The organism is Paenibacillus sp. FSL P2-0136, assembly GCF_037975325.1.
In the GTDB taxonomy this organism is placed as follows: Bacteria; Bacillota; Bacilli; order Paenibacillales; family Paenibacillaceae; genus Paenibacillus_AQ; species Paenibacillus_AQ silagei.
Genome location: NZ_CP150244.1, coordinates 1,125,684 through 1,150,587 on the forward strand (window position 1 = coordinate 1,125,684; position 24,904 = coordinate 1,150,587).

The window sequence follows — 24,904 nt, forward strand, 5'->3', positions numbered from 1 at the left end:
AATAAGCACATGAGTCAGTTTACAGGCGCGACAATTCAAAAAGCAGCCAATATTTATTACGACGGAAAAGTGACCAGCCGTACAGTTACACTGGAAGACGGCACTAAGGTGACACTCGGCATTATGCTGCCTGGCGTATACGAATTCGGCACCGATGGCCCCGAGACGATGGAGATTCTCTCCGGCAAGCTTAAGGTGCTGCTTCCCGGTACTGAAGTGTGGAAGGACATTGACGGGGCGGAAACCTTCCATGTTCCCGGCAACTCCAAGTTTGCTCTGGAAGTATTCGCATTAACTGATTATTGCTGTTCTTACCCGATTGTGTAAAAGAAAGTGGTAGAAAAAAAGCACCCCTGGAAGATTCATGGTCCCGGGGTGCTTTTTTTGTATTGTCAGCTTCAGCGGAGCTCAGCTCCCCGTGCTTTTGTAATGCCTCACGCCTATGCGCCATACCAGCAGAGACACTCCGAGGAAGGCAGCTCCAGAGGGAAGCGAGAGGAAGCCCAGCCAGCGGGGATAATCCCAGCCGCAGACGGTGGCCGCCGGATAGAAGCTGATGAACAGCATTGGGAGCACAAAGCTGAACACAGATTTTAGCATTCGCGGTAAATAGGGCTCTGGGCAGCGGGTAATCTGGTAGCTGGCGTTGGTCAGCAGAAAAATCCAGTCCAGCCCTTTGATCGTGAAAAAAGCAAGACCTGAGGTTAGCACGAACACTCCACAGTACATCAGACAGCCTCCGGCCAGCGCCATCGCCAGAATGCCGAGTCTGCTGGGCGTCAAGGGAACTCCGAGCTGTCCCAGCGCCCAGCCCGCAGCACAGATCCCTGTAAACGGCCGGACCAGCCGGTGCAGATGGAATCTGGAAGCGGCGACCTGCACGAACAGGGACCGCGGGCGGAGCAGCAGCCGGTCGAAATCGCCGGAGCGCAGCAGATGCCACGGGAAATAATCAAAGCCGCGGCATACGCTCTCGGCAAGTCCGAAGGAAGCCACCGCCAGCGAGTACACCAGAATGATATGGGCGACGGTCCATTCGCCGATATTGCCAAAGCGGGAGAACAGCAGGACGGTGGCTATGGGATCGGAGATCACCACAGTAAGCACCTGAATCAGCATCAGCCACCAGCCCTTATATTCCATGCCGGACAGCAGATGCATCCGCAAGTATTTGCAATAAATTTTACCTTCAGCAAGCATACGTTACTCTCACCCTCCCTGGACGATAATGCTGTGTAATCTGCGTTTCATGATCATCCGGCCCGCCGCGATAAAGATAAGGCTCCAGAGGAGCTGTAAGCCGATGCCGGGCAATGCGGCGGCAGGAGCCACGCTGCCTATATATAGCTGTAGAGGGATGTCGGCAAATCCGCCAAACGGCTGCAGGTACAGGAAGGTCTGCATGAAATCAGGCCAGAGCCGCAGGGGGAGGTAGGTGCCGGACAATATGCCGCTTAGCAGTAGAAGCATATAGGTCGGTCCGTCCCCCCAAGTGATATTCAGCCGGATCGCAGTCACAAGCATAGCGAAGGCCGAGCACAGCACAAACGCCATAACCGCCGACAGAAGGAAATAGAATAGTGCAGGCAATGAGGCAGGGCCCCCTAGGGCATACCCGGCAGGCATCAGGAGCCCGGCGAGTACGGTGGCCAGCCCCCTGATCCAACTGGTGCCGAGCTTGCCGGCCGAGCTTTTAACAAACCAGTGGGTGTACAGGTTCATGGGCCGGCACAGCTCGATACCGACGTCGCCGTTGTTGATTTTGCCCATAATTTCGCTGTCGATGTTCATACTCTGGAGTACAAACAGCCCCTGAGCCAGCCAAACATAGGATATGGCCTGAGGGAGGCTGAGTCCGTTATTGTTCCAGGAGCCATTCTCGCTGTATGTATAGAACACGGTGAACAGCACACATTCTATAAGCGCCCAAAACACACCGACCATCGTGCCAGATATGGCGGACACCCGGTACTGGAGCCCTTCTGCCATGCGGATTCGGAAGAGGGAGCTGCAGGCCCGCCATGTATTTCTAAAGTTCATTGTGCACCTCCTGATGGGTGGATGGGCTTAACCCAAAGCCAAGTCATTGTACATAGCAGCAATCATCGCATCCGTGTTCACTTTCATGACGACCTCCGGCGCATATTTCTGCTGCAGACCTGAGAGCTGCCCGTCATAGAGCAGTTGGCCGTGCCCGATCACCATGACCCGCTGGCATAATGCCTCAATATCGTCCATATCGTGTGTAGTCAGCAGCATCGTAATCCCGTACTTACGGTTCTCTTCCTTCAGAAAATTGCGCAGCGCGAGCTTGGATACCGCATCAAGTCCGATGGTTGGCTCATCCAGAAAGAGAAGCTTCGGCCGGTGCAGCAGTGCTGCCACCAGCTCACAGCGCATCCGCTGCCCGAGCGAAAGCTGTCTCACCGGAGTCCTTAAGAGCGCTTCCACTCCAAGTGTTGCCGATAACTCGGATAATCTTAAGCGGTAGTCGCCTGGAGGAATGGCATAAATATCCTTCAGCACGTCAAAAGAGTCTGCCACCGGGACATCCCACCATAACTGTGAGCGCTGGCCAAACATAACACCGATCCGGGATACATGCTCTACGCGGTGCTTCCATGGAATCTTGCCCAAGATAGTGCATTCTCCGCTGTCGGGTGTCAGGATGCCGCTCATTACCTTGACGGAGGTGGATTTGCCGGCGCCGTTCGGGCCAATGTAACCTACCAGTTCACCCTCCTCAATATCAAAGCTGATGCCGCCGAGCGCGTCCACCTGGGTAACATTCCGCATAAACGCTCCTCTCAGCAGTCCCCATTTCCCTTCGGGCCGTTTGTACACCTTGAAGCTTTTACGGATATCTCTCAGTCTAATTTGCATATCAGTCGCCTCCTTCGTGCAGAAGATCATATCATCAGGGGAGGAGAGGGGGACAGCCGCGTCGGGCGCCTTCTGGATCCTTGCTGCCAGGCTGCCAGGGGGAGAATCATTTATTTTCTTCATTTTCCATAAAAATGCTTGTTATGTTGACATTTCTGTGCTATATTAATTTTATAGTTAACGCAAGGAAAACGTATGTTTTTTTGTACATATACTGTAAAATAAACTTCCCGTACCGGTGATTAAATCACCGGTATTTTTGCGTTCTCACTCCTGACAAGAAGGCCATGCTCGCATAGTAAAAGGGCGCAGCCGATACTGCCTGGCTGCGCCCTGATTACAAGTTACATATACAGAATGTATGCGGAAAACAGGCATGACAAGACAGAGGCCTTGTCACCCCCAGGAATGAAAATAAGTCGGGTGCATCAGTCGCATCCCGACTTTTATTTTCGTATTAAACCGAACACAATAGGCTGAGCGTCGGCACATGGTCCAAATGTAGGTGAAAAACCGAACACAATAGGCAGGTTCTTTTTTGTACATCCGCCAACATGGCCGCATCTTGAGGCCGGGCGAGTTCAAAGGTCAGCATTGAAACTTCCTCCCCTGTTTACAATAGTGTGTGAAACACCATCATAAACAGATTCTGGAAAAGCCGCCGTTACATTAGTTACCTTCGCCGATCTTCCGGCCGATCCAGTCTTCGTAGGATTTGACCACAGCAGACAGGTCCTCGTCGCCGTAGCCGTGGTTGAAGCCTGCCTGGAACATGCTCTTGGCTACGCCGAGCATAGGGGAAGGGACGCCAGTGGAATCACTGAGCGAGGACGCCAGCTTGAGATCCTTGAGCATCAGGGCAAGGGAGAACTGGTTGCTGAAGTCGTTATCAATGATCTTCTGGCCCTTCAGCTCGGCCTGCTTGCTGCCTGCTGATCCGTTCTTCACCAGCTCCAGGAACTTATCTGCGGGTACCCCGGACTTCACCGCAATGGAGAAGCCCTCGGCGAGCGCGACATTGTGAATGCCGACCATGGCATTGTGAGCCAGCTTGGCTACAGCGCCGCTGCCGTTAGCGCCCATATGCAGCAGCAGACGGCCCATGGAGTCGAAGAGATCCCGGTGCTTCTCAATCACTTCGGCATGTCCGCCGACCATGAAGACCAGTGTGCCGTCGATAGCTGCCGGCTTGCTGCCGGTTACAGGGGCATCAAGGAAGCTGCCGCCCCGTGCTTCAACTTCAGCAGCGATCTCCTTTGCAAGGCCGGGGGAGATGGTGCTGGAATCGATTACGGTTGTTCCCGGCTGAAGGGTGGCGAGAATGCCATGGTCACCGTGGAAGACTTCACGGATCGAATCATCGTTGCTGATCATGGTAATAATAACATCCTTGCCTTCCGCTGCTGCCTGCGGTGTGGCGGCTGTCTTCGCACCTTCCTGTTCCAATGGTTTGCATTTCTCTGCTGTACGGTTATACACCGTAACCTCAAAGCCGCTTCGCAGCAGGTTCGACGCCATAGGTGCTCCCATTGTTCCGAGTCCGATAAAGCCGATGTGCTTCATTTCAATTCCACCTTTGCTTTCCTGAGATCATATTATAGAAACTAAGTTTGCCTTCATTCTATCAGAAGGTTACAGCCTGTTCCACAGAACAGGTCTGCTTATCTGCTTAGTAACCGCTTTCAGCTATTTTTTCATAAACAGGGTTCGGAAAGCCGGGGATATGCCTTAAGACCTTGCCAGTCAAGGCAAATTAAAGTATTCTAGATTATAATGTTGCAACACACGGTGTCAAATCTAAAGAGATAAACAGGAGGCTACCATTACCGATGTCCAAGAAGATTAATTTTGACTACACCAAAGCCCTTTCCTTCTTCAGCCAGACCGAGATCGACTACTTCGCCGCTCCGGTGAAGCTGGCCCACGAACAATTGCATAACAAGAGCGGAGCAGGCTCCGATTACCTGGGCTGGATTGATCTTCCTACAGCTTATGACAAGGAAGAGTTCGCCCGTATTCAGCAGGCCGCCAAGAAGATTCAGAGTGATTCCGAAGTGCTGATCGTGATTGGTATCGGCGGCTCTTATCTGGGGGCACGCGCAGCTATCGAGGCGCTTTCGCATTCCTTCTACAATAACCTGTCCAAGGACAAGCGCAAGACACCGGAGGTTTATTTTGCCGGTAATAACATCAGCTCTACCTACATCACGCATCTGCTTGACCTGGTAGAAGGTAAAGACTTCTCCGTGAACGTAATCTCCAAATCCGGTACAACTACCGAGCCTGCTATTGCTTTCCGTATCTTCCGTGCAGCACTGGAGAAGAAATACGGTAAGGAAGAAGCACGCAAACGGATCTACGCTACAACAGACAAGGAGAAGGGCGCACTCAAGAAGCTGGCTAACGAAGAAGGCTATGAGTCGTTCATCATCCCTGATGATGTAGGCGGACGTTATTCCGTACTGACACCGGTAGGGCTTCTGCCTATCGCCGTAGCGGGAATTAACATTGAAGAAATGATGCAAGGGGCCGCAGCCGCAGCCGATGAGTTCAACAATCCCGATGTGGCTACGAACCAGAGCTATCAATATGCTGCAGTACGTAACGCGCTCTACCGCAAAGGCAAGACGACAGAAATCCTCGTGAACTACGAGCCGTCCCTGCACTTTGTCTCTGAATGGTGGAAGCAGCTGTACGGCGAAAGCGAAGGCAAGGACTTTAAGGGAATCTATCCGTCCTCGGTGGACTTCTCGACAGATCTGCACTCCATGGGCCAATTCATTCAGGAGGGTAACCGCAACATTTTCGAGACGGTTATTCAAGTGGAGAAGGTACAGCATCATGTAACGATCGAGAATGATCCGGATGATCTGGACGGCCTCAACTTCCTGACCGGCCAGACGATGGACTTCGTTAATAAGAAGGCATTCCAGGGAACTATGCTGGCGCATACCGATGGACAGGTGCCGAACCTGATCGTTACCATTCCTGACCAAACGCCGTATACTTTCGGCTATCTGGTGTACTTCTTCGAGAAGGCTTGCGGGATCAGCGGATACCTGCTGGGTGTGAATCCGTTCGACCAGCCGGGTGTTGAAGCCTATAAGAAGAACATGTTCGCACTGCTGGGCAAACCAGGCTACGAGAAAGAAAAGGCAGAACTGGAAGCAAGACTTACCGAATAGTCCCACTCTAACCGCAGATCATTCATAGTAAAGTAAGTCATCAGGGAGCAGTCCATAGGTAACCACTACCAGGGCTGCTCCTAATATATATCAAGTCATCACATGCAAAGTAAGGAATGGACAACAATGCTGGAACAATACAGGACGGTACGTACCCCCGGCTCGCGGGAGGTCGTAATCCGTAAATCACGCTTCATCGGGCATGTTATGCCGGTGGAGAACGAGGAAGAAGCTGTGCAATTTATCGATTCGATCAAGAAGCAGCACTGGAATGCTACGCATAACTGCTCTGCTTATATGATCGGGGAGAGGGATGAGATCCAGAGACAGTCGGATGACGGGGAACCGAGTGGAACGGCCGGGAAACCGATTTTGGAAGTAATCCGCAGCCAACAGGTGAAGAATGTCGCTATTGTAGTTACCCGTTATTTCGGAGGCATTATGCTGGGTGCAGGCGGGCTGATTCGGGCCTATACCGATGGCGCTGTACTGGCGCTGGAAGCCGGAGAGGTCATTACACGTGTGCTGAGACGGGAGGTATTCGTGGAAATCGAGTACACCTGGCTGGGCAAGGTGGAGAATGCACTGCGGGGCCGGAATATCCAGACCGGAGAGACTTTGTTTACGGATAAAGTTACACTGCTGTGTCTTCCGCGTAATGATGAAGGTGACGCATTTATCGCATGGATAACCGATCTTACGGAGGGGCAATCCCTCGTTACGGAAGGGCGGCGGCTTTACTACAGCGAAGGGGAATAGATTATGGCAAGAAGAGCAGTGGAACAGGAGTTGTCGAGAGAAAGAATTCTGGAGGCGGCGAGGCATCTTTTCATCACCAAAGGGTACCGTGCCATTTCGATGCGCAGCATTGGTCAGCACCTGGGTTATAGCCACGGCTCCCTGTATTACCATTTCAAAGAGAAGGCCGAACTTTTCTACGCCATTGTAGTTGAGGATTTCAATCATGTGGCTTCGCTGCTGAATCAAGCAATGACCTCTCCGCCTGAAGAGGGAATGACCCGGGTGGAGCAGCTGATTATGGAGTTCATCCGGTTCGGGCTGAACCATCCGTATCAGTATGAGATCATGTTCATGATCCGCGACGAAGAGCTGCTGGCGTATTGTCGGGCAGAACAGGGCCGATGTTTCGAGTTATTTGCAAGCATTGTCCGCCGTCATATGAAGGAAGAGGGATATGTATCGGAGGACTGGCAGAACGTGCCGTTGACCTTATTCTTATCGGCTCACGGATTCATTTCGTATTATATTCAGGATAAAGTGTTGTTTGAAGATGTGAAGGAAGCCGCCCTGACACATGTCAAGGTATTAAGCCGCAGTTTATAAAAAGCTGTTTTTTTTAACAGCTCGTACTTTAGAGCGTTGCATTGGTATAACTTTGCATGGTGAAAGTGTTACAGGAACTATAAATTGTATAGAGAGCAGCTTCGCGGTCCATGCGCAGCTGCTCTTCTACAAGGGCAGGCAGTGCTAGCCTTCCATAATTTTGAGGTGGCACTGGCGTTGCCTTGGACCATCGAACTCGCAAAAATAGATGCCCTGCCAGCGGCCCAGCAGCACAGCCCCTTCATGAACAATCAGGGTCTGCGAAGGACCGGCCGTAATGGATTTCAGGTGGGAAGCCGTATTGCCCTCGGCATGGCGGTATTTAGGATGCTCCCAGGGATAGACCTCATCCAGACACATCAACACATCACGCTTCACATCAGGATCGGCGTTCTCGTTAATCGCAATCCCTGCGGTGGTGTGCGGGCAATAGACAATCAGCAGTCCGTTAAGAACTCCGCTATTCTTCACATAAGCCTGAACCTCGCGGGTAATATCCCGCATTTCATCCCGTTTGCTGGTGGTGATCTCCATAGTATGAAGCATCATGAACAGCCCCTCTCTGGTTTGGATATAACAAGTGCTACTTATACTTTAACCCAAAAACTAACAAAGTAATTGACGGCAGCAAGCGGTATTTGGTAAAGTAGGAATAACTTTAAACCAAGTATATTAATAGGAATAATCAAACCTTAAAGTCGAGTATACCGACCGGTTATCCGGAGGTGGGAGGTTGACCATTGAATTCGCTGATCAGGCACAAGGGCTGGACCTGGGGATTTAGATCAACGGTTGTACTGTATTTCGTCATTCTGATTGTGCTTCCGATCCTTGGGGTCTATTACAATTCATTCTCATCCGGGCTCGGAAGCTTCACTGAAAGTGTGAGCGATCCGATTGCCTGGAAGTCGGTCCTGTTAACACTCAAACTGGCGGTCATTGCGGCTCTTACGAATGTGCTGCTGGGCACGATGATCGCCTGGGTCCTTATCCGTTATAAGTTCCGGGGCAGGGCGCTGCTGAACAGCCTTGTTGATCTCCCGTTTGCCCTGCCAACTGCGGTTGGCGGACTGATGATTCTGCTGCTGCTGGGCCCGGGAAGCCTGATTGGGGGCCTTGCGGAATCGCTGGGCTTCACGATTGTTTTTCACCAGCCTGCCATTGTGATTGCCATGGTCTTCGTCACATTCCCCTTCGTCATCCGGGCGGTGCAGCCGCTGCTGGAGGAGCTGGACGCTTCGGAAGAAGAGGCAGCCTATACGATGGGAGCGAAGCCCAGCAGGGTCTTCCTACAGGTGATCTTGCCGTCTATGGCACCTGGCATGATCGGCGGCGGGATGCTGGCCTTCTCGCGGGCGCTCGCTGAATTCGGTGCGGTAGTTCTCGTGGCAGGCAATATTCCGGGGCGAACGCTGGTGTCTTCTGTTTATATTTTCGGTGAGGTCGAAAGTGATAATCCGGCGGGAGCTGCCGCGGTGTCGATCATTCTGTTGACCTTATCCTTCCTGATTCTCTGGCTGATCAGCCTCATGCAGATGCGGGGGAGAAGATCATGAGAAGATTGTGGATTGCACTGACCTACCTCGTGTTCTTCGTCCTGATTGCAGCTCCGCTTGGCAGGATGACAATGGGGGCCTTCAGCGAAGGCTGGAGCGGCTTCTGGAACGCCCTGACCCGGCCCGAGGCGCTGCATGCGCTGCTGATGACCGGATATGTTGTAGTGGTTGTGACGCTGCTGAATACGCTGTTTGGGATCATGACGGCCCTGTATCTGGTACGGGCGAACTGGCTGGGCCGGCGCCTCAAAAGCCTGCTGAACAGCATCGTGGATCTGCCTTATGCGGTATCGCCGGTTATCGGAGGGCTGATGATCGTTCTGCTGCTCGGGCCGGACAGTGCGCTGGGTGCGTTGTTTGAGCAAATTGGAGTGAAGATTGTGTATGCTTTTCCGGGAATGGTGATTGCTACGCTGTTCGTCACGTTCCCGCTAATGGTGCGTGAGGTGATGCCGGTACTGCAAGAGATCGGGTCCCAGCAGGAAGAGGCCGCGTCCACACTTGGCGCATATGGCTGGACGACCTTCTGGAAGGTGACCTGGCCTTCAATCCGCTGGGCGGTCATCTATGGAGTGATTCTGACGGTGGCCCGCTCACTGGGTGAGTTCGGTGCGGTGCTCGTCGTCTCAGGCAATATTATGAACCGGACCCAGACGGCCACCACACTGGTCTATCAGGATGTCGAGAATTTCAATGTTACGGCTGCGGGCGGGATAGCACTGGTGCTGGCCGCATTCTCCGCAGGACTGCTGCTGCTTATGGAATGGAGCAAGAGAAGAAAGGGAGGGCACTAATTATGCATGTAGAGGTCCGGGGACTCGATAAGCATTTTGGCGATTTTCATGCGGTGAAGGATGTCCATTTCGGCATTACCAAAGGCCATCTGATTGGGCTGCTTGGCCCAAGCGGCGGCGGCAAAACCTCGATCCTGCGGATGCTGGCGGGCCTTGAGACGCCGGACAGCGGCGAGATTATTTTCCACGGCCGGGCGGTGAACCATCTTCCGCCGCAGGAGCGTGAGATCGGCTTTGTCTTCCAGAACTATGCGCTGTTCAAGCATATGACGGTGTTCGAGAATATCGCCTTCGGCCTGAAAGTCAAGAAAGCTAGTAAGTCAGTCATCCGTGACCGTGTCACCGAGCTGGTGGAGCTGACCGGACTGAAGGGCTTCGAGAGCCGGTATCCGCATCAGCTGTCCGGGGGGCAGCGCCAGCGGGTGGCTTTTGCCCGGGCGCTGGCCCCTGAGCCGCAGCTGCTGCTGCTGGATGAGCCGTTCGCGGCGATTGATGCGAAGATCCGCCAGGAGTTGCGTTCCTGGCTGCGGGAGCTGATCGAACGTGTCGGGATCACCTCAATCTTCGTCACCCACGACCAGGATGAGGCGATTGAAGTTGCGGATGAGATTATGATCATTAACCAGGGGCGGCTGGAGCAGAAGGGTACGCCTTGGGATATCTATAAAGAGCCGAAGACACCGTTCGTGGCAACCTTCATCGGGGAATCGACGCTGATCGGGAGTGCTTCCGAGCTGAAGGGCTTCGAAGGCGCAGGCGGCGGTAAGCCGACCAAGGCGCTGATCCGTCCGGAATATATTGAGGTGGGCCATCTGCATGAATTCAAAATAGCTTCGGCCACGGAGCAGGGCGTTGTGAAGCATCTGCATTTCCGCGGCAGTGAATGGCTGGTGGAGGTTGAGATCAATGGACATAAGCTGGTCACCTACCGCTCTCTGGAGAAAGAAACGCTGACTCCGGGCCAGGAAATATCTGTGCTGGTACACCGCGCCTACCTGTTCAATGAGGAACGGAGCTGGATTCAGGAGAATGGGCTGAAGAAAGATCCGATGCCTGTATTTATCTAAAAAATAAATGAGTGGGATGTGTCGCCGGTATGTGGCTTATCAGAAGGAGCAGACAACTGCACGGATGGCTGACGGTCTTACTGCTGGCGGTGTTCGCCCTGACCGCTGCCGGCTGCGGGAATGAGCAGCCGGATGCAGGAGAGGGAGGTGCGCCGCCGCAGGGAGATCTAACGCTTGTGGTGGGCGCCTACAGCGTGGTGAAGGATGCCATGGGCGAGATTCTCCCCGGGTTCGCGGAAAAGTGGAAGGCGGATACCGGTCAAACTATCGTATTCCAGCAGTCCTATGAAGCTTCAGGCACTCAGGCGAGGGCAATTGCCGGCGGCTTCGAGGCGGATGTCACGCTGCTTGCCATGGAAGGCGATATCGGGAAGCTGGTCAAGGCGGGCCTTGTGGAGAAGGACTGGAAGCAGCGAGGCGGCGAGGCGGGCATGGTGACGCGGTCGGTTGTGGCCCTGGGAACGCGGGAGGGCAATCCGAAGGGGATTCATGATTTTGCCGATCTGGCGAAGCCGGGGGTGAAGGTGCTCTACCCTAATCCGAAGACCTCCGGCGGTGCCCAGTGGGACATCAACGCGATCTACGGGGCCGGCCTGAAGCGTTCTGAGGAGCAGGAGGGGGTGAAGGACCCTGCGGCTGCCAAGGCCTTCCTGGAGAGCATACACAGGAACGTCGAATCTCTGGATAAAAGCGGGCGGGCCTCCATGGCTGCCTTCGAGTACGGCGTAGGCGATGTGATCGTCACTTATGAGAATGAGCTGCTGGCGCGGATTGCAGAGGGTGTGAAGTATGAGGTGGTCATCCCGAAGAATACGATTCTGATCGAGAATCCTGCGGCCGTGGTGGATAAATACGCAGATAAGCACGGTACCCGTGCGGCCGCAGAAGCGCTGGTCGATTATCTGACGACGCCTGAGGCGCAGGAGATATTCGCCAAGTTCGGCTTCCGTCCCGTGAACCAGCAGGTCTATGCGGCACATGAGAGCCAGTATCCGGTTCCTGCCGGGTTGTTCGATATCAGCTATCTTGGCGGCTGGGAGGAAGTCCGCACCACGCTGTACTCCAAGCGGGGCATATGGTATCAGGTGCTGGCCGGGATCTAGGCGGGTAGAGGAGACGGAAGAGGATTAGAAGACACCTGCTTAGTGTGGAGTGCGAAGGATTAAGAGAGCTGTTCTCCGGCCGGATCAGGCTGAAGGGCAGCTCTTTACTGTCTTACAGGCCGGGGTGCAAAGGACCGGCTCCTGTTCTATAATGAACTGACGGATATTCGAGAAAAAAGATGATGAGGTGGGCAGGCATATGGATACATTAGTGTTCCTCGGAACAGGGGATGCCATGGGCGTACCCCGGGTCTACTGTGATTGTGAGACCTGTACGGAAGCAAGAACCACCGGGCGCAATAACCGCCTGCGTTCTTCTGTGCTTATAGATAACGGCAGCGGCTTCCTGGCGATTGACTGCGGACCGGACTGGCGGAGACAGATGGAGCTGCAGGGGCACCGCACCATGAAGCGTCTGCTCGTGACACATGCGCATTTCGATCATATCGGCGGGCTGCCGGAATGGGCAGACAGCTGCCGCTGGATGGGCTTCCGGGGAGAGCTGTACGCTCCGGCGGAGGTCATTCCCGTCATCCAGCGCCAATACCCGTGGCTCAGCGGGCATATCGACATGATCCCTTGCGATGACGGCATTACGCTGGATGGCTGGCAGATTAGCACATGGCGGGTGAACCATGGCAAGAATGGTTACTCCTATGCCTACAGGCTGGAGAAGGAGGAATATATCTGGGTGTACTGCCCGGACTCAATCTCTCTGACCACGGAGGAAACCAGGCGTATGCATGGAGCGGATCTGCTGGTGCTGGGAACCAGCTTTTATTACGAGGCAGCTGAGTTATCCACCCGCTCTGTGTATGATATGACCGAAGCCGCCGACCTGCTGGAGACCGTTCAGCCGCGCCGCGCGGTCTACACGCATATGTCGCATGATATCAATCTGGAGAAGGATTATATTCTGCCGGAGAAGGTTACGCTGGCCGTTACAGGGATGAGGCTTCCGCTGTGCCGGGAGCAGATCTGAGTATTGAAGGGAAGCAACAGGTTCACGGATAACCCAAAAAGGAGCTTTCCAGAAAGTTAGTTTGTACTGACTTTTTGGAAGGCTCTTGCTCGTTGTTTAGGAATTATGATGTTCTTTTGTGGGGATGGGCTCCATGCTCCATAGCCAGTAACTTTGTTCTTTGTACGATCATTTATGGGGTTTGCTTAACGCAGCGATTGGCCTGTAAAATAATCACCCTGTGCGATTTCGGCCAGCAGGCCGCGCTCCTGCGGGTTCCAGCCGAAACGCTCGCGGGTCAATGCTGAAGACACGGGATTGTCGGTCGAGACAAACGGGCCCAGCCAGCCGAAATACGAAGCGGCTTCTTCCATTTGTATCTGCTTGGATGGCACACTCGCCTGCCGCGCAATCGCTTCCGCAATCTGCCTGAAGGGCAAGCCTTCTTCCCCGGCAGCATGGAGCCGCGTGCCCGCCGGAGCCTGCTCTACGGCCAGCCTGAATAGACGCGCCGCATCAAGCCGGTGTACGGCGGGCCAATGATTGGTCCCTTGCCCGATATAGGCGGCAGCGCCCTTGGATCTTGCGGCCCGGATCAGGGAGGGCAGCAGGCCGCCTTGGTCGCCGTTGCCGTATACGATCGGCGGCAGACGTACCAGCGATGCCCTGACGCCGGATCCGGCAAGTGCGAGCACAGCCTTCTCCGACGCCACCCGTCCTCCTCCGATAGATGAGGCATCTCCTGCATCCTCCTCGGTCGCCAGCCTTCCGGGAGTGAGCGTCATAGTGGGGATCGCAATTACAAGCGCTCCAGACCGCCCGGACTGCCCGGCTCCCAATGCCTGAATGGCGCGGCAATCCGTGCCGACTGCTGCTGCCATGAAACGTGCCGCCGCCCGCCCCGGACTTCCGCCCAGCATAATCCGCATTTTTGCCGGCAGGCCGGCATGGGAGAACTTATGATAGAATGCCGTATGCACAACTGCATCGGCCTGAGCTGCTTCCCGGCGCAAAAGCTCTGTGTTCTCAATAGAGCCGCGAACAGCTCTCGTTCCAGCCGCCTCCAGCCGCTCGGCCGCTTCCTTGGAGCGTACCAGCCCGGCCACTTCATGTCCGCCCTCAAGCAGTTCCCGGACCACTGCCGACCCGATAAAGCCGCTTGCTCCCGTTACAAAAATCCGCATTCCGGTATCCTCCTTGTAGAATCAAGCCTCTAAATCCCTGTACAAAGCAGCTTGTTCCAACGATGATTTCCGCTTCGCCGCTTGGCTTATCCGGATAAGATCAGTATAGACGGCCCGATACCCTTTCATTTGACTGTTCTGCTTGATTTCTTGCCCGATTCAACGGAAAAGCCCCCCGTTGACATGATCGGGGGGGCTTGCTGGGTAGCATTCAGGAGATGAGGCCCGATTTCCATTTGGAAATATCCCGGCTCGGCGGATTTCCGAAAAAACGGCTGTAATCCCGGCTGAATTGTGAATCGCTGATATACCCGACCAGCCGGCAAGCTGTTGTGATATCCCGCCCGCCGGAAAGCATCAGCCGCCGCGCCTCCTGAAGCCGGAGCGCTTTCTGATACTGCAGCGGACTCATTGAGGTCACCGACTTGAAATATTCGCGGAACGAGGATTCGCTGAGATGAACCATGGCGGCCAACTCGGCAATAGTCAGTGATTCCGCGAAGTGGCTCCGCAGCCAATCGATCGCTTTGGCGACGCGCTGGACATTCGATCCGGCCAGCACAGTCTCGGCCACATACACGCCGATTGGACTACGCAGCAGCCGGACGAAAATCTCATCCGCTGCAAGCGAGGCCAGCAGGCCGTTATCGCCGGGCTCGTCCAGACACGCGACCAGCCGGGCTACCGCGCCGATCAAGGCAGGTTCGCCTTCCAGCACATAGCTTGCGCTGCGCTTGCCGGTTTTTGGCAGACCGTTAGGGTAGATCTTCGGTATGAGCGCAGCGATTTTGTGCGGATCGAGATAGACGCCCACGCCGAGGAAAGGCTCCGAAGAGCTTGCCTGAATCGTTTGCATGCTGATGGGCACCGCTACGGGCGCAACAAGGATACGTGAGCCGCTGTATTCGGAGGTCTGTTTGCCGATCTTGATGATTTTGGTCCCCTGCGCTGCAATCCCCACGGTTGGCCACTGCATCGTGTACATGTAATCGGACAGCTCTGTTCTGGAGTAGCGGTTGAAATACAATCCTTGTATCGCTGTCTCGGCAGTCCCGTCACGTGTAACATGAGCCTCGATCAAGCTGGCTAACCGGGAGGTTTCCAGCCTTGTTTGCTCTTCAGCTGATTCTTCAATATGTGTTTTGGCCACGACAATTCATTCCTCCTCTCTTAACCATCCATACTTTGTGCAAGTATACAATACTCTCCCCCATATTTCCCCCAAGTGATCACCAAGTATCCGTAATGATTTCCGCATAATCCCCGCATAACTCCGCAGTGTCTTTTGAAGCTATAGCATTCATTTCCCTTCACAACTGCTTTCCATGTATTTCAGCCCTAAGACCGATACGGGAATCCGCCCCCCGCCGCTGGGGTCCTTGCCAGGGGTCTAGTACACTAGTGGCATCGGAGCCGCAGAGAGTGAGCCCACGACGGGGTCGACTTCCAGTTTTATGAATATGATGCGTATATTTCTTTATTTTCAAAAAGAGAAGGAGGTACTATACTAAAACGATGTGTCAGTGGGGATGGCATTCTCCACAAAAGCACCCGCGGGCTGGACGGGGAACTCCATGACAGCAAGGTATATGCCAAGGTGCGGGGTGCGGAATTCTAAAGAGGAGCTGATGTTGTGAAGAAGAAAGGTGCTTTTGCCAGATTAAGTACATACATGCTTAGACATAAGCTGATTTATGCCGTGTTGCTGTTGGTGACGTTATTCAGTATTGTGCTCGATCTTACGATGGCCTGGTTCCTGGCCCGGATTACGGATGCTGCTGTTCGGCTGGATGTGGAGGCGTTCAAGGGACTTACCTGGTTCGGGATTCTATTCTTGCTGGTTACGGGATTGAATACCTTCGTCAGTGCGTATCTCAAGACCAATGTATCGGCCAAAATCAGAAATGAGCTGCGTCAGGACATGATGGGGCATACGCTGGCCTTACCGCAGTCTTATTTCGACCGCAATCATTCCGGTGATTTGTTGTCCCGGTTCACGAATGACAATCAGTCTGTGGGGGAAGCCTGCGGGCAGGTGATGCTGGATCTGCTGCGCAACCCGCTGCTGGCGGTAGCCTCCTTCGGCTATCTGCTCTATATTAACTGGCTGCTGGCGCTGATCTGCCTGTCCATCGGTCCGCTGCTGTTCCTGACCGGTAAAATCTTCGGCAATGCGATGCGCATCAACAGTGTGCGGGTGCAGGAAAGTATGAGCCGGACTACGGCTTTTCTGAACGATATTCTGGGCAGCAGTATGGTGTTCAAGGCATTCTCCATGGAGCGCAGGCTGCAGAAGCAATATGTTGGCTACAGTGAGGATATTGCCTCAGGAGAGAAAAAGAAAGCGAGAATCGAAGGAGCCACCGGAGCGATCTCCTCCTTGCTGGGGAATCTGACCTTCCTGCTGGCGCTGGTGATTGCCGGGTGGTTCGTGGCGAATGGAAGCCTTGAGGTTGGGGCGATGATTGCCTTCATTCAGCTGATGAATTATCTGGTTGGGCCGTTCTCGTCCCTGCCGGGCCTGGTCGCTTCCATGCAGCAGTCGCTGGGTGCGGCGGAACGGATCTTCGAGGTGATGGATGCGCCTGCTGAGGTTGAGGTGCTGCCTGAGGTCCAGACGGAGCTGCCGGGGTTCGGGGAGCTTCAGCTCGCAGAGGTGTCATTTAGCTATCCGGGCAGTGAGAAGCAGAGCCTTAACAAGGTCAGTCTGGAGCTGGCACGCGGCCAGCAAATGGCCGTAGTAGGTCCGAGCGGCGGCGGGAAATCCACCCTGTTCAAGCTGCTGCTGGGCTTCTACCAGACGGATGCAGGTGAGGTTGCGATCAACGGCCGTCCGATCAGCGGAATACCGCTGGCAGAGCTGCGCAGCTACTTCGCCTATGTGCCTCAGGAGTCGGGCCTGTATTCCGGGAGCATCCGGGACAATATCGAGAGCGGCAAGCCCGGTGCGTCAGACGAAGAGATTGTCGAGGCGCTGCGGCAGGCGAATGCGTATGAGTTCGTGACGGAGCTGCCGGAAGGCATACACACGGATATTGGCGAGCATGGCTCCCGGTTGTCCGGCGGTCAGAGGCAGCGGCTGTCCATTGCCAGAGCGATGCTCAAAAATGCGCCGATTCTGCTGCTGGATGAAGCTACGGCTGCCCTCGACAATGAGTCGGAGCGAATGGTCCAGCAGGCCATCCGTAAGCTGATGAAGGATAAGACAACGCTTGTGATCGCCCACCGGCTCTCAACGATCCAGAATGCCGATGTCATCCTGGTGATGGAGAACGGGGAGATTGTGGAGCGGGGCGGACATGAGGAGCTGCTTGCGGCGGAGGGACGGTACTCGGATCTGTATCATTCCCAGCTTGAGCAGGAGGCGGCGGAGGAACTTTTAACCCCCACAGCCTAGCTTGTTATAGAGTATCCATTGCCTGGATCACCTGTCCCAGCGCCTTCAATCTTCTTTCTAGAAGCGTCCGCTGCGGGCTCCCGGCCTTAGACTTAGCATAACTAGATTCTACGGATGGGGTTAACCCGAGAAGAACATGACGGGCTTCTGCCAGCTCGGCAGGGGGATAAGAGAGCGGCTTCTGATTCCAGACATGGTCCAGAACAGCTAACCCGATGTGCATAGCATCTAGGCGTTTCTGGACCAGAGTAGTATTGGTGCCGCTGTGCGTCATCTGGGTTAAGGCGCTCTCAAGCTTACGGATGGTCGATTGCATAGAGGCTATGGATTGCAGTTGTTCCTCATTCGATAACTCTTCCATGAAGGCACTTCCTTTCTACTTAGTATAAAAGGGTGGCGCACCGCAGTTCGTACCATGAACCTGCGGGGGGCCACCCTTTTTGGAAAGATAATTTAGATGTTCTGGGGTCCCCGCAAAGTACCTGAATATACATCGAAGCTAAAGCCCCACTTTGTGGGGTTATTTAGCATAAGATGTTCTGCTGTTGTTGCAGCAGCTTATGCTTCTTGACCTGCGTTAAGAATGAATTTATCAATGGCGTATTTCACGCCGTCCTCATTGTTGCTGAGTGTAACGAAATCTGCGATTTCCTTAAGCGCAGGAATGGCATTCGCCATCGCCACACCAAGACCCGCAGCTTCAAGCATCTCATGATCATTCCAGGAATCGCCTACAGCGATGGTCTCGGACAGGTCGCAGCCGAAATGCTTAGCCAGGAATTCAAGCGCCAGGCCTTTGGTGCCTTCATGGTGCATGATCTCCAGGAAATGCGGCTTGGACTTCGTAATATGCACCGAATCGCCGAGCAGGCTGCGCAGGATCGGGGACAGCTCATCGAGGAAGTCCGGATCGTCGATAATGAGCATTTTTGGTGTTTTTTGCGGAACCAGCTTCGTTTCCCAGTCCGGCTCGATATAGTACTGCGTTCCGTTCAGAGTCGAATAGTCAATCAGCTTCTGGTTCTCTTCGCGGGCATACAGCTTGTCGTCAATGTAAGTCTGCAGGTGCAGATCATGCTCCACACAATACTGGAACAGCTTGCGCACCGCGTCCTGCGGCACATAACGCTCATAGAGCACTGCTTCATCGAGCAGATTCTTCACCAGTGCGCCCTGATAGGTGATGATGGGCACGTTCAGACCGGTCTGGCGGGCAATCGCCTGGGCGGAAGCATAAGCGCGTCCGGTAGCCAGAGTAACTACTACGCCAGCGGCTACAGCCTGCTCCAGCGCGGTTTGGGTGGCCGGGGTCACTTCCTTGTCGTCGTTAATCAGGGTATCGTCAATATCAATGGCAATCAATTTGTACATTTGGGTTCTCTCCTAAGTATGGTTTGTAGTCCGGCTATCCGCTATAACTTCTATAGGAAGGGGGACGGAAGCACGGCTCTTTTGTCTGTAGCAATGGAACTTATTAATGCTAATCTGGTAAAAGGGTTCGCGGATTCGGGCTCAGCCCTCCGCCTGCGTTCCTGACGGCGTGGGGCTGAGCTCCGCCAGCAGCATGGCGGCCAGAATGCAGCCGCAGCCGAGCAGCGCGGATACGCCCAGCGTCTCTCCGCCGAAGAGCAGGCCGGTGACGGCAGCGAACACCGGCTCCATGGCATAGATGATCGCCACCCGGGACGGGGTGGTGTACTTCTGGCAGGCCGTCTGAATCCAGAAGGCGAAGGCGCTGGTCGGGCCGATGGAGATCAGCATAGCAGAGAGCACCTCCGGCTGGCGGAGCAGCTCTCCGCTATGCAGCAGCGGGCCGCTTCCATCCACGAGCAGGGAGGCGGCGATGCTGAGCAGGCCTACGAAGCCAAGCTGAAGCGCCGCCAGCGGCAGGGCCGGATAACGCGGTGCGTATCTGCCGGTATACGCGATCTGCAGCGCAAAAGCCACGGCGCAGAGCAGAATCAGGCCATCGCCCTTATTAAGGGAGAAGGCAGAGCCGGTAAAGGTCAGCAGATACAAGCCCCCCGCTGCAAGCCCGGCGCTCAGCCAGGTATATCTGGAGATGGCCGTCTTCAGCAGTGCCAGAGACAGGAACGGGACCAGCACCACCGACAGCCCGGTGATAAATCCCGTGTTGGAGGTGGTGGTGTACAGCAGCCCGACGGTCTGGAAGCCGTAGCCGAGGAACAGGAATAGGCCCAGCAGCAGGGCGTGCATCACCATGCGTAAGCTCAGCTTACGCCATTCCTGGCGGTAGAAGACAGCGGTAATCAAGGCCAGCAGCACGGCGGCGCCTGTAAACCGGATGCTGTTAAAAGCAAGCGGCGGCAGCACCCGTACGGCAGACTGCACGATCAGAAACGTACATCCCCACATCATCGCCACCAGTAGCAGACTTAGATCGGCGATTCGGGAGCGATTCACAGGGTTCATCCTTTCAGGGCCAGTTGAGTTGTCCAAATTGTATCCTAAAACAGGGGGCAGGACAAGCCGAAACTGTGCGGCATCCTTGGCCCCGCGGGCGTGAAGAGCCTGGAAACTACATATAAGCTGGACAAAAAAGGAAAGCCTTGGTATACTTCGGTAACCGCACACCTGTTCTTATTTCAAGACATCGAGAAGCATTTATACTTTCATCTAAGGAGCGGATTCACCATGATGGGCAAATCCCATTTAGTTATCAGCACCGGGGTTACCCTGTCCGCCATGAGCCTGCTAGGGCATGCTATTACCCTTCCTGCTGTTGCTGTCGCCGTCGTCAGCTCGCTGCTGCCCGATATCGACGAGCCGAATTCCATGCTGGTACGCAAGGCCGTGCCGGAGTTTTTGCTGCGTATTCTGCAGGTGTCGCTGATCGGAGCGGGCATTTATCTTTATTTTGCCGGGATAGCGGAGCCGCCCTGGAATATCGCACTGGCGCTGCTGGTGGGCAGCGTATCCTTCCTGCCCAGCCGCAGGCTGCGGCATCTGGTGATGCTGCTGATTGCGCTGGCCTTGTTTGCTTTTGCCGATGCCTATGATCCGTGGAACTATATCGCCGCCTGTGTGCTGGTCGTAGCTTCCATAGTTCCTCACCGGGGAATCACGCATACGCTGTATGCCGTTGCCGGATGGGGCGCGCTGCTGTACTTCGTCTCCCTTGACATGAATGACGGCGGCAGTCTGTGGATTGCCGGGAGCCTGTCCTACGGGCTGCATCTTCTCGCCGACTCCCTGACCCAGCGCGGGATCACCCCGCTGCCTCCGATTCCATTTAAGCTGCGGCTTAAGCTGATGAGCACCGGCACGAAGAAGGGCAACGCGGTGGAGAAAGTATGCGTGATGCTTACGCTGGCGCTGGTGTTGTATGTGTTCGTGCTTGTATAGCAGCGAACCCGGCAAGCATACGAAGACAAAGAACCCCACTAGCTCTGCGCAGGATGCGGCAGGTTAGCGGGGTTCTTTTAAAATATAAAATTCGGCTTGCTATGAAGCTATTCCTCAAGAAACACAAGTCCGATGAAGTCCTCCGGCTCAATACGGCCGAAGTAATGCTTCAGATCGAGATCAGCCAGCGCCTGGCGGACCTCTGCTTCCTCATAACGCTTGCCGCGCAGCGCGTTCTCCACATCTGCCACATCGCCGACGCCGAAGAAGTCGCCGTAGATTTTGATCTCCCGGATGATGGAATCTTCAATGTCCATGCGGATATCCACGAGCCCTGCGGGGAATTTGCGGGTATGCTTGACATTGCTTTTCGGCGAAAGACCGTAATTCCAGTCCCAATTCTGGTAATGCTCCTTGGAGATCTCATTGATCCGCACCCAATCGTCCATGGTCAGCTTGTACTGCGGAACGTCAGCGGCCTCCATCCCGAAGATGGAACGCAGCAGCCCCTCGCGGAATTGTTCAATCGTCATGTCAGGATTGCCCAGCAGCTCCTTGATATTGGCGACACGGCTGCGTACGGACTTGGTGCTCTTCGACTTGAACTTCTCGGGATTCACGTTCAGGGAAGCTTGCACATCATCCAGATTCAGATCGAACATCAGGGTTCCGTGGCTGAACATACGTCCGCGTGTGGAGAATTGGGCGTTGCCGGAGATTTTCTGCTCCCCGACCTGAAGATCATTGCGTCCGCTTAGCTCGGCATTCACGCCCATAGACTTCAGATAGTCGATGACCGGCTGGGTGAATTTCAGGAAGTTGTGGAAGGACTGGCCGTCATCCTTGGTAATGAAGCTGAAGTTGAGGTTGCCGAGATCATGATACACCGCGCCGCCGCCGGATAACCGCCGTACGACCTGAATGTTGTTGTCCTTTACATACTCCTGGTTGATCTCCTCGATCGTATTCTGATGCTTGCCGATGATGATCGACGGGCTGTTAATATAGAAGAGCAGGTAGCTCTCGTCCATCGGCAGGTTTTTGAGCGCAAACTCTTCAATGGCCAGATTGATCGATGCGTCTGTAATTCCGGTATTATCGATAAAAAGCATTCGTGATTCCTCCGCGTGACCATAGTAAACTGCTGTACTTATTCTAAACTAAAAGAGAGATTTCTACAAAACGGAACGGGAATGGCGGGTGGAGGGGCGGGGGCTATTGGCGGGTAGGATGGGGGAATAAGATGAATTGGCGTGGGTGGCGGATTGAAACGGTTGACGGATGAGTGTCTGAGCATCATGAACAGGTGCGTGCGGCATGTATATAGCGGTTAAATGTATTTCGTGCAACTAAAGGAAGGGAAATCAGCGGGTTTATCCGTTTAAATGCACTTTGTACAATTAAAAATAGGAGATGCTGCTATTATTTGAGATAGGGTTAGTTTTAGATGTACAAACTGCAATTAAAACGCACTCCGCGTGAATATCGGTCCCTTTAGTTGTACAAAGTGCAGTTAGAGTATTCGCAGTTCGCAGCGGCCGTCACAAATAGCATCAGCCTTGAGATCAAGTCGGGGTTACGGGGCTATGCAGAAAGTTTACGGGTTCAAGGCAGGGTGCATAGGCGATATAGCATTGACGAATTTCCGGGAATTGGCCAATAATTGGGAGAATGGTAATAGAGCTTTTGGTTAGTGAAGTGAGACATACATAGAAGTAAATTACCTGATGGAGCATTGATAGATTATCTATAGTGGACAGGGAGGATGTATGATGGGAAAATATGGACACGGAAGATATATAGGACTGGAAAGATGGACGCGGCGGATATATACAATGGGGAAATATGGACATGGAGGCTATACATATGCTTGAAAAATACGGCCACGGCGGTGATCTGCTGACCGCCGCCGAGTTATACGGGGACAGCGGCAGCGGCTTCCTGGATTTCAGCGCCAATATTAACCCGCTGGGTCCGCCGCCGGGCGTGTTGGCGCTGCTGAGGGATGCGGTCTCTGCGATCACCGCGTACCCCGATCCGGGCCACCGCAGGCTGAAGTCACTGCTGGCGGAGGACCTGGGTCTTGGCACGGATTGGATTACCGTGGCGAACGGGGCGGCAGAGTCGATGGCGCTGCTGCTGCTGGCGGTGGCTCCGCGCCGGGTGGGCATCGTGGAGCCGTGCTTCTCCGAGTACCGCCAGCTCGCGGAGCAGTTCGGTGCGGAGGTCTTGTCCGTTCAGGGGACCAGCCGGACGGATTACCGGGCTGCTGTGGACAGCATCTCCGGCCTGCTGGAGCAGGTCGATCTGCTGTTCCTCGGCCAGCCGAATAATCCGAACGGCGTCCAGTATCCGCTGGACGCGCTGCGGCAGCTCGCGCAGCAGGCGGAGACCTGCGGGACGGTGCTGGCGGTGGATGAAGCGTTCATCGACTTCATCCCGGAAGCGGACCGGCAATCTCTGCTGCCGGAGCTTGGGGCTTATCGTCATACGGTGCTGGTGCGCTCGATGACGAAGTTTTTTGCTATTCCGGGGCTGCGGCTGGGCTTCACTGCCGCGCATCCGGCTCTTGCCGCGGCCATGAGCGGCAAGCAGGTGACCTGGAGCGTGAACGGCCTGGCGCTGCTGGCCGGGGAAGCTTGCCTGCGCTGCGGCGACGGCTACGGGCAGGAGACGCGCGCGCTGATCGCAGCCGAGCGGCAGCGGCTGCGGGAGGGCTTGCTTGAGCTCGGCTGCGGCGTGCTGCCGGGCGAAGCGAACTTCCTGCTGCTGCGGCTGCCCGCTCCGTGGAGCGCGCAGGAGATGCAGCGGCGGCTGGGCGCGGGCGGCATTCTAGTCCGCAGCTGCGCGATGTACCCCGGCCTTGAAGCCGGGCATATCCGCGTCGCGGTCAAGGGCCGCGTAGACAACGACCGTCTGCTGCGGCAGATGGGGGAGCTGCTGCGGGCGGGATTGTGAGCAAGAACGGCGGCAGTGCAGGCTGCGAGCGCGCGAAGAGGGCTAATCGGAGCGAACGGAGAGGAGCGAAGGATATGAAGGAAGCAAAGGAAGTGCAGGAAGCGAAGGTAAAGCTGCCCTTTAAGGCCGAAGACGGGGAGCAGACGTACCGCAGTAAGGTGTGGCCCGGGCTGACGCTGGAATGGCGGGAGGGCCATCTGCTGGTGGAGTTTCCGGCTGAAGCGGATAGTATATCGAGTGCAGTATATGGTGGAGGCGCGGGGCGTCTGAAACGTGCGGTGAACCAATACGTCAGCAGGGACTACGAATGCAGCAATCCGGTGCAGGATCTGGAAAACAAGCTTCAGGAGTGGGGCTACCCGCTGGAAGGCTGCGCAGGCCTGATGACAGCAGTTCCGCTGGAGCACGCCGCTGTAGCCGAGGAGGATACGGGATCAGCGGGGATATTCTGCTGCGTAACAGCGGCGGCGGGCAACGCGGCCCGGGCCGGGTCGGAGCGTAGTGTGCTTGCGGCCTACCGTCCGGGCACGATCAATATCATGCTCGGCATCGACGGCTGGCTGTCCCAGTCGGCCATGGTCAATGCTATCATGACGGCCACGGAAGCGAAGGCTGCGGCGCTGGCAGACCTCGGAATCACGGATTCCGAGAATGGGCTTGGCGCAACGGGAACCACTACGGATGCCATTGTGATCGCAGTGAGCGGAAGCCGCCGCTATGCTGCGGAGCATGTGTATGCCGGAACGGCGACTGACCTCGGCGGAGCCATTGGCAGACTGGTGTACAGCGCGGTGACGGAGAGCCTGCGCTCAGTGAAGGCAGCGCAATCCGAGAGCAGGGCAGAGGCGGAAGGATTGCAGGCTGTACACGGAGTAAACTCGGAAGCATCGCAGGCAAAGCAAGGAGTACACGCGGGAGCGTTACAAGCTGCACATGGGGGGCACGCTGAGGTATCGCAGGTTGGGCACGGAGTACAAGCGGATGTGTTACAGGAAGCATACGGAGTACACGCGGAAGCTTCACAGGATGCACGGTCTGCTCAGCCTCATGCCGCTCAGAGCGGCGGCCGGGAATGACGAACACGGACTGCTATACAGAGCGGCGGG

Annotated in this window: 24 protein-coding genes; 13 read left to right on the forward strand and 11 right to left on the reverse strand. The window is 55.1% G+C overall.

Annotation, left to right across the window (positions count from 1 at the left end):
* The first annotated feature begins 9 nt into the window (after positions 1 to 9).
* Positions 10 to 327 (forward strand): pyrimidine/purine nucleoside phosphorylase, encoded by a 318-nt coding sequence (locus tag NYE26_RS04775; protein ID WP_339254261.1) that lies wholly within the window; start codon positions 10 to 12, stop codon positions 325 to 327.
* Positions 328 to 408: 81 nt separating this feature from the next.
* Here the strand turns inward: NYE26_RS04775 and NYE26_RS04780 are convergent, their stop codons facing one another.
* From NYE26_RS04780 to NYE26_RS04795, 4 genes are all read right to left on the reverse strand, one after another.
* Positions 409 to 1,161, reverse strand: a complete 753-nt coding sequence (locus NYE26_RS04780) for an ABC-2 family transporter protein (protein ID WP_339257321.1) — start codon at positions 1,159 to 1,161, stop codon at positions 409 to 411.
* Between the two features lie 48 nt (positions 1,162 to 1,209).
* Positions 1,210 to 2,040, reverse strand: coding sequence for a hypothetical protein (locus NYE26_RS04785; RefSeq protein WP_339254263.1), 831 nt, complete (start codon positions 2,038 to 2,040; stop codon positions 1,210 to 1,212).
* Between the two features lie 27 nt (positions 2,041 to 2,067).
* A complete protein-coding gene (locus tag NYE26_RS04790) occupies positions 2,068 to 2,883 on the reverse strand; it encodes an ATP-binding cassette domain-containing protein (RefSeq protein WP_339254265.1) in 816 nt (271 codons plus the stop codon).
* A gap of 669 nt (positions 2,884 to 3,552) precedes the next feature.
* Positions 3,553 to 4,452 carry an NAD(P)-dependent oxidoreductase gene (locus NYE26_RS04795; RefSeq protein ID WP_327196471.1) on the reverse strand — a complete coding sequence of 300 codons (900 nt, stop codon included), beginning with the start codon at positions 4,450 to 4,452 and terminating at the stop codon, positions 3,553 to 3,555.
* Positions 4,453 to 4,712: 260 nt separating this feature from the next.
* Here NYE26_RS04795 and NYE26_RS04800 point away from each other — a divergent pair, with 260 nt between their 5' ends.
* The 3 genes from NYE26_RS04800 (at position 4,713) to NYE26_RS04810 (ending at position 7,412) form a co-directional block, all read left to right on the forward strand.
* Entirely contained in the window at positions 4,713 to 6,068 is a 1,356-nt protein-coding gene (locus NYE26_RS04800; RefSeq protein WP_036700477.1) for a glucose-6-phosphate isomerase, read from the forward strand.
* 126 nt (positions 6,069 to 6,194) lie between these two features.
* Positions 6,195 to 6,827 (forward strand): YigZ family protein, encoded by a 633-nt coding sequence (locus tag NYE26_RS04805; protein WP_209876642.1) that lies wholly within the window; start codon positions 6,195 to 6,197, stop codon positions 6,825 to 6,827.
* A 3-nt stretch (positions 6,828 to 6,830) separates the two neighbouring features.
* Positions 6,831 to 7,412: a TetR/AcrR family transcriptional regulator gene (locus tag NYE26_RS04810; protein ID WP_339254268.1), complete on the forward strand. Its 582-nt coding sequence runs from the start codon at positions 6,831 to 6,833 to the stop codon at positions 7,410 to 7,412.
* A 144-nt stretch (positions 7,413 to 7,556) separates the two neighbouring features.
* Here the strand turns inward: NYE26_RS04810 and NYE26_RS04815 are convergent, their stop codons facing one another.
* Positions 7,557 to 7,958 (reverse strand): secondary thiamine-phosphate synthase enzyme YjbQ, encoded by a 402-nt coding sequence (locus NYE26_RS04815; RefSeq protein WP_339257323.1) that lies wholly within the window; start codon positions 7,956 to 7,958, stop codon positions 7,557 to 7,559.
* A 194-nt stretch (positions 7,959 to 8,152) separates the two neighbouring features.
* Here NYE26_RS04815 and cysT point away from each other — a divergent pair, with 194 nt between their 5' ends.
* From cysT to NYE26_RS04840, 5 genes are all read left to right on the forward strand, one after another.
* Entirely contained in the window at positions 8,153 to 8,968 is an 816-nt protein-coding gene (cysT, locus tag NYE26_RS04820; protein WP_036727564.1) for a sulfate ABC transporter permease subunit CysT, read from the forward strand.
* Positions 8,965 to 9,762: a sulfate ABC transporter permease subunit gene (locus NYE26_RS04825; RefSeq protein ID WP_036727565.1), complete on the forward strand. Its 798-nt coding sequence runs from the start codon at positions 8,965 to 8,967 to the stop codon at positions 9,760 to 9,762. The genes cysT and NYE26_RS04825 overlap by 4 nt, the downstream gene beginning before the upstream one ends.
* A gap of 2 nt (positions 9,763 to 9,764) precedes the next feature.
* Positions 9,765 to 10,829 carry a sulfate ABC transporter ATP-binding protein gene (cysA, locus tag NYE26_RS04830; RefSeq protein ID WP_036727567.1) on the forward strand — a complete coding sequence of 355 codons (1,065 nt, stop codon included), beginning with the start codon at positions 9,765 to 9,767 and terminating at the stop codon, positions 10,827 to 10,829.
* Positions 10,830 to 10,858: 29 nt separating this feature from the next.
* Positions 10,859 to 11,932, forward strand: coding sequence for a sulfate ABC transporter substrate-binding protein (locus tag NYE26_RS04835; protein ID WP_339254270.1), 1,074 nt, complete (start codon positions 10,859 to 10,861; stop codon positions 11,930 to 11,932).
* Positions 11,933 to 12,131: 199 nt separating this feature from the next.
* Complete coding sequence (locus NYE26_RS04840; protein WP_036727571.1) at positions 12,132 to 12,914, forward strand: MBL fold metallo-hydrolase; 783 nt, start codon at positions 12,132 to 12,134, stop codon at positions 12,912 to 12,914.
* Positions 12,915 to 13,099: 185 nt separating this feature from the next.
* Here NYE26_RS04840 and NYE26_RS04845 read toward each other — a convergent pair whose 3' ends face one another.
* Both NYE26_RS04845 and NYE26_RS04850 read right to left on the reverse strand, forming a co-directional pair.
* A complete protein-coding gene (locus tag NYE26_RS04845) occupies positions 13,100 to 14,077 on the reverse strand; it encodes an SDR family oxidoreductase (protein WP_036727572.1) in 978 nt (325 codons plus the stop codon).
* A 211-nt stretch (positions 14,078 to 14,288) separates the two neighbouring features.
* The gene (locus NYE26_RS04850; RefSeq protein WP_339254272.1) at positions 14,289 to 15,227 is read right to left on the reverse strand and encodes an AraC family transcriptional regulator; all 939 of its coding nucleotides are present in this window, start codon (positions 15,225 to 15,227) and stop codon (positions 14,289 to 14,291) included.
* 483 nt (positions 15,228 to 15,710) lie between these two features.
* Here NYE26_RS04850 and NYE26_RS04855 point away from each other — a divergent pair, with 483 nt between their 5' ends.
* The gene (locus NYE26_RS04855; protein WP_339254274.1) at positions 15,711 to 17,474 is read left to right on the forward strand and encodes an ABC transporter ATP-binding protein; all 1,764 of its coding nucleotides are present in this window, start codon (positions 15,711 to 15,713) and stop codon (positions 17,472 to 17,474) included.
* Between the two features lie 4 nt (positions 17,475 to 17,478).
* On the opposite strand, the gene NYE26_RS04860 is transcribed toward NYE26_RS04855, so the two are convergent.
* The 3 genes from NYE26_RS04860 to NYE26_RS04870 all read right to left on the reverse strand — a co-directional run bounded on the left by NYE26_RS04860 (position 17,479) and on the right by NYE26_RS04870 (position 19,898).
* Positions 17,479 to 17,835 (reverse strand): hypothetical protein, encoded by a 357-nt coding sequence (locus NYE26_RS04860; RefSeq protein WP_339254276.1) that lies wholly within the window; start codon positions 17,833 to 17,835, stop codon positions 17,479 to 17,481.
* A 197-nt stretch (positions 17,836 to 18,032) separates the two neighbouring features.
* Positions 18,033 to 18,845 (reverse strand): Cof-type HAD-IIB family hydrolase, encoded by an 813-nt coding sequence (locus tag NYE26_RS04865; protein WP_339254278.1) that lies wholly within the window; start codon positions 18,843 to 18,845, stop codon positions 18,033 to 18,035.
* Between the two features lie 141 nt (positions 18,846 to 18,986).
* Positions 18,987 to 19,898 carry a DMT family transporter gene (locus NYE26_RS04870; RefSeq protein ID WP_339254280.1) on the reverse strand — a complete coding sequence of 304 codons (912 nt, stop codon included), beginning with the start codon at positions 19,896 to 19,898 and terminating at the stop codon, positions 18,987 to 18,989.
* Between the two features lie 231 nt (positions 19,899 to 20,129).
* Between NYE26_RS04870 and NYE26_RS04875 the strand changes: the two genes are divergently transcribed.
* Positions 20,130 to 20,840, forward strand: a complete 711-nt coding sequence (locus NYE26_RS04875) for a metal-dependent hydrolase (protein WP_036727589.1) — start codon at positions 20,130 to 20,132, stop codon at positions 20,838 to 20,840.
* A gap of 107 nt (positions 20,841 to 20,947) precedes the next feature.
* Here NYE26_RS04875 and NYE26_RS04880 read toward each other — a convergent pair whose 3' ends face one another.
* Positions 20,948 to 21,952 (reverse strand): lipoate--protein ligase, encoded by a 1,005-nt coding sequence (locus tag NYE26_RS04880; protein ID WP_339254282.1) that lies wholly within the window; start codon positions 21,950 to 21,952, stop codon positions 20,948 to 20,950.
* Between the two features lie 754 nt (positions 21,953 to 22,706).
* Between NYE26_RS04880 and cobD the strand changes: the two genes are divergently transcribed.
* Positions 22,707 to 23,798, forward strand: a complete 1,092-nt coding sequence (gene cobD, locus NYE26_RS04885) for a threonine-phosphate decarboxylase CobD (protein ID WP_339254284.1) — start codon at positions 22,707 to 22,709, stop codon at positions 23,796 to 23,798.
* On the forward strand, positions 23,795 to 24,874 hold the full coding sequence (locus NYE26_RS04890) for an adenosylcobinamide amidohydrolase (RefSeq protein WP_339254286.1): 1,080 nt from the start codon (positions 23,795 to 23,797) through the stop codon (positions 24,872 to 24,874). Before cobD ends, NYE26_RS04890 begins: the two co-directional genes overlap by 4 nt.
* Positions 24,875 to 24,904 lie beyond the last annotated feature (30 nt).

Bases quoted from the DNA above. Each gene is read 5' to 3' on its own strand.
- NYE26_RS04780 (WP_339257321.1), bottom strand. From the start codon at position 1,161: ATGCATCTGCTGTCCGGCATGGAATATAAGGGCTGGTGGCTGATGCTG.
- NYE26_RS04825 (WP_036727565.1), top strand. From the start codon at position 8,965: ATGAGAAGATTGTGGATTGCACTGACCTACCTCGTGTTCTTCGTCCTG.
- NYE26_RS04805 (WP_209876642.1), top strand. From the start codon at position 6,195: ATGCTGGAACAATACAGGACGGTACGTACCCCCGGCTCGCGGGAGGTC.
- cysA (WP_036727567.1), top strand. From the start codon at position 9,765: ATGCATGTAGAGGTCCGGGGACTCGATAAGCATTTTGGCGATTTTCAT.
- NYE26_RS04880 (WP_339254282.1), bottom strand. From the start codon at position 21,952: ATGCTTTTTATCGATAATACCGGAATTACAGACGCATCGATCAATCTG.
- NYE26_RS04775 (WP_339254261.1), top strand. From the start codon at position 10: ATGAGTCAGTTTACAGGCGCGACAATTCAAAAAGCAGCCAATATTTAT.
- NYE26_RS04790 (WP_339254265.1), bottom strand. From the start codon at position 2,883: ATGCAAATTAGACTGAGAGATATCCGTAAAAGCTTCAAGGTGTACAAA.
- NYE26_RS04800 (WP_036700477.1), top strand. From the start codon at position 4,713: ATGTCCAAGAAGATTAATTTTGACTACACCAAAGCCCTTTCCTTCTTC.
- cobD (WP_339254284.1), top strand. From the start codon at position 22,707: ATGCTTGAAAAATACGGCCACGGCGGTGATCTGCTGACCGCCGCCGAG.
- NYE26_RS04865 (WP_339254278.1), bottom strand. From the start codon at position 18,845: ATGTACAAATTGATTGCCATTGATATTGACGATACCCTGATTAACGAC.
- NYE26_RS04835 (WP_339254270.1), top strand. From the start codon at position 10,859: ATGTGGCTTATCAGAAGGAGCAGACAACTGCACGGATGGCTGACGGTC.
- NYE26_RS04785 (WP_339254263.1), bottom strand. From the start codon at position 2,040: ATGAACTTTAGAAATACATGGCGGGCCTGCAGCTCCCTCTTCCGAATC.
- NYE26_RS04840 (WP_036727571.1), top strand. From the start codon at position 12,132: ATGGATACATTAGTGTTCCTCGGAACAGGGGATGCCATGGGCGTACCC.
- NYE26_RS04845 (WP_036727572.1), bottom strand. From the start codon at position 14,077: ATGCGGATTTTTGTAACGGGAGCAAGCGGCTTTATCGGGTCGGCAGTG.
- NYE26_RS04815 (WP_339257323.1), bottom strand. From the start codon at position 7,958: ATGCTTCATACTATGGAGATCACCACCAGCAAACGGGATGAAATGCGG.
- NYE26_RS04810 (WP_339254268.1), top strand. From the start codon at position 6,831: ATGGCAAGAAGAGCAGTGGAACAGGAGTTGTCGAGAGAAAGAATTCTG.
- NYE26_RS04860 (WP_339254276.1), bottom strand. From the start codon at position 17,835: ATGGAAGAGTTATCGAATGAGGAACAACTGCAATCCATAGCCTCTATG.
- NYE26_RS04875 (WP_036727589.1), top strand. From the start codon at position 20,130: ATGATGGGCAAATCCCATTTAGTTATCAGCACCGGGGTTACCCTGTCC.